The organism is Levilactobacillus yiduensis, from assembly GCF_024718525.1.
GTDB lineage: Bacteria > Bacillota > Bacilli > Lactobacillales > Lactobacillaceae > Levilactobacillus > Levilactobacillus yiduensis.
Genome location: NZ_JAMXAZ010000029.1, coordinates 25,853 through 33,788, shown reverse-complemented (window position 1 = coordinate 33,788; position 7,936 = coordinate 25,853). Strand labels below are relative to the sequence as shown.

At 51.0% G+C, this 7,936-nt stretch carries 4 protein-coding genes, 4 tRNA genes and 1 rRNA gene; all 9 read left to right on the top strand.

Features of this window, described 5'->3' with window-relative positions; all coding sequences use genetic code 11:
• Positions 1 to 99: ribosomal RNA gene (gene rrf, locus NGM66_RS12545) — 5S ribosomal RNA — on the top strand; the annotation flags it as partial.
• Between the two features lie 6 nt (positions 100 to 105).
• A tRNA-Asn gene (locus tag NGM66_RS12540) sits at positions 106 to 178 on the top strand.
• Between the two features lie 29 nt (positions 179 to 207).
• Positions 208 to 280: transfer RNA gene (locus tag NGM66_RS12535), tRNA-Thr, on the top strand.
• 269 nt (positions 281 to 549) lie between these two features.
• Positions 550 to 870, top strand: coding sequence for a PTS sugar transporter subunit IIB (locus NGM66_RS12530; protein WP_208910682.1), 321 nt, complete (start codon positions 550 to 552; stop codon positions 868 to 870).
• Positions 871 to 1,349: 479 nt separating this feature from the next.
• The gene (locus NGM66_RS12525) at positions 1,350 to 2,831 is read left to right on the top strand and encodes a peptide MFS transporter (RefSeq protein ID WP_209279982.1); all 1,482 of its coding nucleotides are present in this window, start codon (positions 1,350 to 1,352) and stop codon (positions 2,829 to 2,831) included.
• Between the two features lie 491 nt (positions 2,832 to 3,322).
• Complete coding sequence (locus tag NGM66_RS12520; RefSeq protein ID WP_208910680.1) at positions 3,323 to 4,138, top strand: metallophosphoesterase; 816 nt, start codon at positions 3,323 to 3,325, stop codon at positions 4,136 to 4,138.
• 82 nt (positions 4,139 to 4,220) lie between these two features.
• Positions 4,221 to 4,303: transfer RNA gene (locus tag NGM66_RS12515), tRNA-Tyr, on the top strand.
• Positions 4,304 to 4,313: 10 nt separating this feature from the next.
• Positions 4,314 to 4,385: transfer RNA gene (locus NGM66_RS12510), tRNA-Gln, on the top strand.
• Positions 4,386 to 4,641: 256 nt separating this feature from the next.
• Positions 4,642 to 7,854 (top strand): leucine-rich repeat protein, encoded by a 3,213-nt coding sequence (locus tag NGM66_RS12505; protein ID WP_208910679.1) that lies wholly within the window; start codon positions 4,642 to 4,644, stop codon positions 7,852 to 7,854.
• The last annotated feature ends 82 nt before the right edge of the window (positions 7,855 to 7,936 follow it).

Below are 7,936 nucleotides of genomic sequence, written 5' to 3'. Positions count from 1 at the left end.
AAGGATACACCCGTTCCCATGCCGAACACGGAAGTTAAGCTTTAGCACGCCGATAGTAGTTGGGGGATCGCCCCCTGTGAGGATAGGACGTTGCCACGCGATTATTCCGGCATAGCTCAGTTGGTAGAGCACCTGACTGTTAATCAGGTTGTCGACGGTTCGAGCCCGCCTGCCGGAGTCGGGTTAACCTGGTTAACCAATTGATATGCCGGCTTAGCTCAGCTGGTAGAGCATCGGTATCGTAAACCGAGGGTCGGGGATTCGAATTCCTCAGCCGGCATCAAGATAGTCATTGGTCTGTTGATCAATGGCTTTTTTTGTGCTTTCATTTTATAACGTGTGTATGAAAGCGGTTAACGACCAATGGACCAATATCAAAATTGGTATAGGTCACTATAATATAATTGGTATAGAACTAAAAACGCCCGTTTAAAGCTGATTAGGATAATATATTAAATATTGATTTATTTGGAATAACTATTGTGGTCTACTTCTGAAAGTGATATTCTTAACATATCGAATAGAGATAAGAAAAAGGGAGCGGACATCATGAAAAACGTCTTATTATTATCAGGGAACGAAAATTCAAGTCACTTATTTTTAGGGGAAGCTAAGCGGACCGCTGAAACTCGGCAAGTTCCTTTGAATTTTAAGGCAACGGTGATGGCTGAATTAACGCCAGAACTGCTAGCGGAACAGGATCTCGTCCTGTTAGCCCCACAAACAGCTAGCGCAGCTGATACGGCCGCAATGAACACGCAAGTCCCAACCGTAGACATTCCTAATGATATTTACGGCTGGTTGAACGGACAAGCACTGGTAAAGTTTGCTTGCCGGCAACTGGACCTGGGTGTCGTGGGTGCATTTTAAAGCAGATCAAGCAATATAATGGGGACTCGCCTGAGTGCGGGTCCTTTTTTGCGTTGTTCTAACCCCAGTTATTTGGGTTGCGTTGCGCACAGCCAGCTGCCAGCGCAGGCCGCGGCTACTAGGTGATAAGTAAACAGTTTTACCCAATTTAGTGCCGTCTCATAAATTGGGGCATAATTGACTGGAAAAAACCGTATTTTATGCATAAAAAAACTAATAATGGGTTAACGGGTAAAATGAATAAAAAATAAGAAGATTGCATGAGATGGCTAATAGTTTCATCATTATTTTTCAGCGGTGTGGCGGGGAATGAAGACGTTTTTATTAGGAAAACCGTTGCGTAACAGGAGTTTGTGCAGTATAATTACTACTATGTTTTATTAGAGGTCTATGAGACACCGTGGCCATCGGCTTTTGCGATTGGTCCTGCGAAAAATAAAATTATTCATTTTTAGAATTGCAATGGAGGTATTATCGTTTTGAATAACAAACCGGAAACAACCAGCCAAGATCGAACCTTCTTCGGTCAACCGCGCGGGTTATCGACGCTGTTCTTCACCGAAATGTGGGAACGGTTCAGTTACTACGGGATGCGGGCCATCCTGATCTACTACATGTACTACTCTGTTACTAAGGGTGGGTTAGGCTTTAGCCAAGCAACTGCGGCTTCCGTGATGTCCATTTACGGTTCCATGGTCTACTTATCCTCAGTCTTAGGGGGTTACATGAGTGACCGTGTCTGGGGGAGTCGGAAGACCGTCTTCATCGGTGGGGTCTTGATTATGTTTGGGCACATTGCGTTGTCCGTTCCTGCCGGCTCAATGGCCTTGTTTATCTCAATTCTCTTGATCGTCTTAGGGACCGGGCTCTTGAAGCCAAACGTTTCTGAAATGGTTGGGGGCCTCTACGATGCTGGGGATACCCGTCGTGATGCCGGGTTTACCATCTTCGTCTTTGGGATTAACTTAGGTTCCTTGGTAGCGCCAATCTTAGTTGGTTGGTTAGGTCTGAGCTACAACTTCCACTTAGGGTTCTCCTTAGCCGCTATCGGGATGTTCTTGGGTCTGGTTCAATACTGGATCGGTGGTAAGAAATACCTGAGCAAGGACAGCCTGTACCCAACTGATCCGCTCGAACCTGGTGACATGAAGAAGTTAACGGTTCGTGGGACGATTGGTTTGGTTGCCTTTGGGTTGATCGTTGTCTTGATGTACCTCTTGGGTTCATTGAACTTAAACAACTTCGTGCTGTTACTGTCGATCATCGCGATTGCCGCACCAGTGGTCTACTTCGTGATCTTCTTGACCAGTAAGAAAGTCACACCCGTTGAACGCAAACACGTGTGGGCTTACCTGGGCCTGTTCATCGCTGCCATGATCTTCTGGGCAATCGAAGAACAAGGGTCATCCGTCTTAGCCCTGTTCGCCGCTAACCAGACGAATAACCATTTCTTAGGCTTACACATCTTGCCAGCTTGGTACCAGATGTTAAACCCACTGTTCATCTTGATCTACACGCCATTCTTCGCCGCATTGTGGAACCGTTGGGGCAAGAAGCAACCAAGTTCACCTGCTAAATTCGCAACTGGGATGCTGTTTGCCGGGGCTTCATACCTGATCATGGTGATTCCTGTGGTTATGTTTGGGACCGACACACGAGTTAGTCCACTTTGGTTAGTGGGTAGCTGGGCCGTTGTCGAAATTGCCGAACTGCTGATTTCCCCAATCGGGTTATCCGTGACGACCAAGTTAGCGCCAAAGGCCTTCCAATCACAAATGATGAGTATGTGGTTCTTGGCCGATGCCGCTGGGCAAGCCGTTAACGCGCAGATCGTTAAGTTATACACACCAGAAAACGAAGCAGCTTACTTCATGGGCGTGGCCATCGTGGCTATCGTCGCTGGGGTCATCATGTTCGCTCTGGTTAAACCAATTAAGAATTTAATGGCCGGTATCAAATAAATTTGTTTCTGGCGAAAAAGTGCTACTCTTATTCGGAGTGGTACTTTTTTTGTCTTTGCAAGAATTGGTGTCAGCTACTACAGCAAGCGGCAGGGATGACATATCTACTAGGCCACAAAATGACTTGCCTGGGATAACTGCTTGGTCGTTGTCAGCGGCATTGGTGCTTAATGGTGACGTCGTGTTAAACTGACACTGGCTATTGGGTGAGCTGTGTGTGAGTCATCAGCCAACTGTTGCTGACGATCATCAATGTAGCCGAGAGCTTGCCAAATATGGGCTTAGCCGTGGGAGTTCCCTTAGCAGCGCTTCTTGCTGGTTAGGGAACTGGCGTCTTTGAAACGCGGGTTGCCGGCTCAAAGACGAGGTGTCGAGACCGCTCTTTGGCTCGGCCCGCCGCCCACAGCGTTCCAGCCCATATTTGGCGGGCGGTAGGCGGCCAGTACGGTTAGCTTAGTCAGGTAACAGGATGATTTTTAAGGAGGCGCAACATGGTTCGAGTTGCTTTGATCAGTGACCTACATTTAGACGTTAACCAGCAGGATGTGGCCACGGTGCTGCGCCAACAGGCGGCTTATCTGACGCAACAGCGCGTGGGGGTCTACCTGATTGCTGGTGACATCACGAATTACTTTGACCAGTCGCTGGCGTTTGTCACGCAATTACAGAAATTGGTAGCGCCGGCCCAGGTCCGGTTCATCGCTGGCAACCATGACATGTTACATGACATCACGTATGCGGGCCTAGAATCGCCGTTAGCGCCCGTTTACCTTCATCGTGGGTATTTAGACGTGACGGGGACCAACTGGCGGATAATCGGCAATAACGGCTGGTACGACTATCGGTTTGCGGACAACCTGGTGGATCGCGATTTTGCGGTCTGGAAACGCGCGTACTGGGTCGACAGCGCGATCACCCAGCCCATGAGCGACCCAGCGCGACTGGCAACGAGTCTGGACCAACTGACGGCGCAGTTAGACGATGCCCGTGCGGCGCACAAACGTGTACTGGCGATGACCCATTTTGTTCCCCGGCGTGACTACATCCGCTACACGGACGATGACCGCTTCTGGAACATGGCTAACGCACTGATGGGGAGTCCGCAGACTGGGGCCCTAATGGAAAAATATTCAGTTCCCGTTGTTTTATTCGGCCACAGCCATCAACGGTTCGCGCCCGCAACCTTTGGTGAGACCCTGTACGTTAACCAGGCGCTGGGGTACCACAATCGCCGAATTAATGAGTGGTCTCAGCCGGATTATTTCACGGAATGGCAACGGCGTTTAAAAATTTTGGACTTAAAATAAAAAAATCTGCAAAAAAGTCTTGACGGTTTATGCAGAATTTTGTATGATAGTGAAGTTGATTCGTTACGACGTTTCAGTTTTTGGTGGGGTAGCGAAGTCTGGCTAAACGCGGCGGACTGTAAATCCGCTCCTTCGGGTTCGGTGGTTCGAATCCACTCCCCACCATTTTTATTATTGGGCTATAGCCAAGTGGTAAGGCAACGGGTTTTGATCCCGTGATGCGCTGGTTCGAACCCAGCTAGCCCAACTAAAAGACCGATCACGGTGTGTGGTCGGTTTTTTTATGCACTTTTTTTCTAAATGCCAATTTAGGTGCCATGTCCGGGGACCTAAAGCCGTCAGCGGACAGCTTGGCGGATGGTCATTATATATTACCCATAAAATGGTTATTAGTATTTTTAATTAATCTAGGCTGACAATTGATAAGGCAAGTGTTAGGATAAAATTAAGAGTAACCCGTTGTGAGCTGGGGGCTGACTGGGGGGGGCTAGGAGGCTGATATCATGGATAAGCAGAGACAACAAGTGAATACAACACGCTGCAAGTGGTTTTACGCTAGCATGACCTTGGTCGGGGCCCTATTAGTGGCCCAACCGGTCTACGCAGACACGCAATCGACCAGTGGCAGTGAAAGTGATGCCGCCACGGCAACGGTGACCGCCACGACTACCCAGACAGCGCCATCAGTGACAGCAACCACAACGCGCTCGTCCACCGCTACCTCCCCGACTACCGCGCAGGCTTCATCGCAGCAGGCGCCTAAGCCAACGGTGACCACGGCCGTTCAGCCAGATAAATTGGCAGTCGGTGGTTCAGCACAGACACGTCAAACACGCAAGACGCCGACCTACGCCTTGCGTCACCAGTTTTTGCGGCAATCGACCGCTACGATTAACCATACGGCCGTGACTCCTGACGCGACAACTGAGCCTGTGACACCAGCCACGCCAACGACGCCGCCGGCCGTCACCCCAGTCACCCCAGCAGAACCTGTGACGCCGACCGTGACCGATTCTTTGACTTATCAATTGAATGACGCGGCCAGTGGGTACATTGTCACTGGTCTGCAGCCAGCGGCCACTACGCCAACGGCCATCACGATTCCTGACTACTATTTGGGCAAGCCAGTCGCCGTGATTGGTGCCGGGGCCTTCAAAAACGCCGGCCTGACCGCGGTCACGCTAGGGGGAAATCTGCAGTGGATCGAAGCGGATGCCTTTGCCAATAATAAATTAAAAACAGTTAAAATGACGGATGGTATCTGGTCAGTCGGCGATAACGCCTTCAGTAATAACGCGTTGACCAGTGTCGACCTGAATCACGTGGTGGCCATCAACACGGGGGCCTTTGCCCATAATGCCATCACTAGTCTCGTGATTCCAGACGGCGTCACAGGAATCGCAGACAACGCCTTTGAAGACAACGCGATTCAGCAGCTGACGATGGGTCCGAACGTTGAAACGATTGGGACAGCGGCCTTTGCGAACAATCAGATTCAAGGGGAGTTGACCTTGCCGGCAAAATTGACCGCGCTCGGCGTCGACGCCTTTAACACCAACCAATTGACGGCCGTTCATGGGCTGGCGCAACTCACGGTCCTCAATACGGGCGTCTTTGCCAATAACCGGCTGACAGGCACGTTAACCCTGCCGGCCAGCATCACCAGCGTAGGGGATCAGGCCTTTACCAACAACCAATTGACTGGCTTGGTCTTGAATGATGCCTTAACGTCGATTGGGACGGCGGCGTTTGCTGAAAATAAGTTAGAAAATTCACTGACCTTACCGGTTAATCTGACCGAGCTGGGGGATGGCGCGTTTGCGACCAACCGGCTGACCCACGTCACCTTGAACGATAAAATTACGCGTGTTGGTATCCGGACGTTTGCCGATAATCAGCTGACCGGGACGCTTGACCTGCCAGACAACATTGTCAACGTTGGGACGGACGCCTTTACCAACAATCAGCTGACCGGGTTGACTGGCGGCAAGAACATCGAAACCATTGAAGCACGGGCATTTTACCACAATGCCTTAACTGGGACACTGAATCTAGCGGACAGCTTGACCAGCATTGGCGCCTACGCCTTTGCGGATAACGACTTGCAGCAGTTGACTGGCGGGGCCGACATGGTTACGATCAACGATCACGCCTTCCAGAACAATCAACTGAGCGGGACACTGAAACTAGCGGACAGCTTGACCAGCATTGGCGCTTACGCTTTTGCCAACAACGGCTTGCAGCAGCTGACTGGTGGGGCCGGCGTGATTACGATCAACGATCACGCCTTCCAGAACAATCAACTGAGCGGTACGCTAACGCTGAGCAATCCACTGACTGACGTGGGAGCCTATGCGTTTGAAAATAATCAGCTGACTGGCCTTGAGCTACAGAACAACGTCAACAGTTTGGCGGACTATTCCTTTGCAGATAACAATTTGAGGACCATCAACGCTGCTGGTCCGATTAACACGATTGGCGATTACGCCTTTGCCGGGCAACAGGATTTGGACAATGTCGCCGCGACGGCTTGGATCGTTAACGTCACTGGGGCTGGCGTGATGACCATTCATGATGTGAAACAGGCCATTGCAGCCAAATTGGGCCTGAGTTATTTGGACGTCGATGGCCTGCAATTCAAGTTGACGGATTCTCAGAAAGCGACTGTCACTTATGACGGGGTCACGGATACACTGACGCTACCGCCTAATGTCACCGACGCAATGGTCACGGTCAGTCTGGTGACGGGTGGCACGGATACCGGTCGCTACAGCGTGAAAAATTTAACGTTCGCATTGAAACGGTACGTGAAAGCTAACGTGGCGATTCCTAGTAATCTGCGAGACGAGGGCATGCTGGACATGCTGATTGGCATGAAGGCCGATAAAGTTCTGAGCGAAGGCCAAGTTGGCACTGTCCAGACGGTAGTGGTCCCTGAAGTAGGGGGCTATACCAAGGACAAAGACACGATTCCGGCATTGGTCAATGCAGACGGGACCATTACCGCACTGGAAAAGGTTGACTATGAGCCCAATCTAGGACCTGGACCCGGGGGTGGCGGCAGTGATCCAACTACGGATCCAAGTACAGACCCAAGTACAGACCCAAGTACAGACCCAAGTACAGATCCAAGCACGGACCCAGGTACAGATCCAAGTACGGACCCAAGCACGGATCCGACCACAGATCCAAGTACGGATGACCCCACCGAGCCGACTGGTAATGAGACTGATACGTTCACCACACCTACTACGCCAGCTGATTCAGAGCCAGAAACGCCAACGACCAACGCTTCTGACGATGATATTTCAGATATCCCTAGTTCCAGCACACTGACGCCAACGACTAACGGGACACATAAGTCGTTGCCGCTGCTACCAAGCGGGGCTGCCAATCGAATCGACTCACACCGAGCTGTGACACCGCGGCCGACAACGCCGTCGCAGCTGCTCGTGCCAACAAGGGTGCCCCACACCCGATTGACGCCGGCAACCCGGTGGGGGCAGGCTGCCACGCCAGTTGGTAGTTTCACCGAAAAACAGACAGACAGCTTACCGCGGTCGCAGGTAACTTCAGTAACGAAGGAGACACAACCAGCGGCCCAACGTCTGCCACAGACCAATGAACAGCAATCGGTTTGGCAATGGCTCGGCCTGGCACTGTTAGCGGGGCTAAGTTGGTTAGGACTGGTAAGTAAGCAACACAGAAGTCAATAATCGATAACGTTAACGAGTTTTGCACCGTAAATTTCTGCGGAGTGAGACTCGTTTTTTGGTGGTCGGCTACCCGGTGAACGAT